2 protein-coding genes are annotated in these 2,235 nt (G+C 29.0%); both read left to right on the top strand.

Annotation, left to right across the window (positions count from 1 at the left end; translation table 11 throughout):
* The first annotated feature begins 195 nt into the window (after positions 1-195).
* Complete coding sequence (locus B0A57_RS11930; RefSeq protein ID WP_038466455.1) at positions 196-558, top strand: hypothetical protein; 363 nt, start codon at positions 196-198, stop codon at positions 556-558.
* A 324-nt stretch (positions 559-882) separates the two neighbouring features.
* Positions 883-1,947, top strand: coding sequence for a hypothetical protein (locus tag B0A57_RS11925; protein ID WP_038466452.1), 1,065 nt, complete (start codon positions 883-885; stop codon positions 1,945-1,947).
* Positions 1,948-2,235 lie beyond the last annotated feature (288 nt).

Raw genomic sequence — 2,235 nt, 5'->3', positions numbered from 1 at the left:
AGTTGTGCAACAAGCACAGCGGTTTGGCGCAATTGGGGTTTTAGGCTTAATTTAAAGTTGGTTTTGCACTTGGAAGTTCGGTCTTTAATTTATACATTTGGCTAACTAAATCCCCAACTGCCGCCAAGCCACGAGACGTTAGTGGCTATTACAAAGGAAAAACAGAAACCAAAAAGCATCCTAAAACAATAAAAAATGACAGAAAATATATTTAACGATTGGTTAGACCTGATTTTAAAAACAGAAAAACCAAATGCTGACATTCAAGCTTATTATTTTGGGATTCTCGAAACGGAAGATGGTTATGAAACTTACTTAGTAGGCTCAGAAGAATTTGATGAAGAAGACGAAGATTGGGCGTGTAATACGGATTTTGAACCGAAAAATAAATACTTAAGACTAGGACAAAATGGAGTTGATTGGGAATTGATTCTTGCCGACGTTAAAAAAAATATTGAAAACTATATACAGTCGCCAAACTTTAAAAATAGTTTTCTTGAAAAAGCAAAAGCAATCGCTACAGGTTTTGATGGTGGAGATTTATTAATACTAAAGTAACAGCCACTAACACACGTGGCTGTTGCACAACTTGTAGTTTCGAATTTGATTACAAAATTATCATTATTAGTTGTTTTTAACTAGTTGATTTACAGTAGTAATTAAAATTAAAACGCACAAAAAAGTTGATTTTGGATCTTATTTTTAGTTGTGCAACAAGCACACACGCTACAAGCAATTTGGGTTTTAGGCTTAATTTGAAGTTGGTTTTGTATTTGGAAGATTTGGCAAATCCGAATAATGGGCTTAATTTAGTCCCAAACTGCTTTTAGCGCGAGAACGTTAGCAGTAATTTTATTAGAAAACGGAGAATTCAAGAAAATAATGAAAAAAACATTAAAATACATATTTGTAATCATCCTTTTTATTTACTTTATAGTTAATAATACTGAATTTTGGGATATTGATGTTTGGTTAAGAAATAAATTATACTTCAAAAAAATTCCAGCCGAATTTACTACTTACAAAAATATAAATCAAAATAAAATAACGTTTGGAGATAAAGAAATGACATTAATGTTTGACAGTGAATCTTTTATCTATGAATATTTATTACCAAACAATAATCTTATAGTTAAGACAATTAACCAAGGTGTATTCACTTTCTATAAAATTAATATCAACGGAGAAATAATAGACAAAACTATATTTAAAGCAACAGATGATTTAGGAGAAGAAACTATTATAAGAGGATTCATAATAAATACCAAAGAAAAGTACTATACAACTTGGATTTTTGATGGAAACAAATCACATAAAAATTTTGTTTTGCAAAATGAAAATTTAATAGATTCAAATGAAAAGAACACAATAGATGAAATAAAAAAGAACGCTAAGTATATCAATGTTGATTATGACTATAATTATCCTATTAATAAAGGAAGGAGAACGGTGAATATAATAACATATTTAATGAATAAAAGTTGGTATCAATATTATTGCACTGAAGATTTTGAAATAGACTTAGACTATATGTTTGAAAATAGTGAATATTCAGGCTCACTATTCCAACAATATAATTATGGTTCACACGAGTGGGAAGCAATTCCAAATGATAAAATTACTTACAAGCATTTTCATAAATTTTATGAAGAAAGAATAACCAGTAGTTCAGGTGGTAACAGTTCATCAACAACTACTTTTGAAAAAGGAAGATTATATACCAATGTATTGTCAAACAAAGACACTTTAAAACTTTTTGAAGATATGTATTTAGATAGAAGTTGTTTTCTAACACGAATTGAAATAAATGGAAAGGAAATTGGCACATTTTCTAAACCAAATAATTCAACAACTAGTACTTATATGTTTTACGAAAACCCAAAACTAAATTATAGTTTGTTCACAAATAGTATGGACAAAATGTATATTATTAAACGAAAAAAATAAAAAACTACTGCTAACAGCGGTAGCTGTTGCACAACCCAAAATTTTTGAAAAATATTTACAAAAACCATAAAAAACAGCCTCGTTTAATCCGTTTTAAGCGAGGTTTATTTTTGGGTTAAGTTCAAAGTTGTAAAATTTTGATGCCTTAAAAACATACGTTTCAAGTTAAAAAGGATCGTTTTTAAAAAAGCTTGGTTCTTCCCTACTTTTTGGGATAGCACTTGAGTCAAAATACTTGGTTTTTTCACAACAAAGCGTAAGTATTTCTTGAGGTTGTAGGTTAATGAT

Origin of the sequence: Flavobacterium psychrophilum DSM 3660 = ATCC 49418, from assembly GCF_002217405.1 — a bacterium.
Taxonomy (GTDB): Bacteria; Bacteroidota; Bacteroidia; order Flavobacteriales; family Flavobacteriaceae; genus Flavobacterium; species Flavobacterium psychrophilum.
The sequence above is the reverse complement of the archived record's forward strand: the minus strand, read 5'-3'. Positions and strand labels throughout refer to the sequence as shown.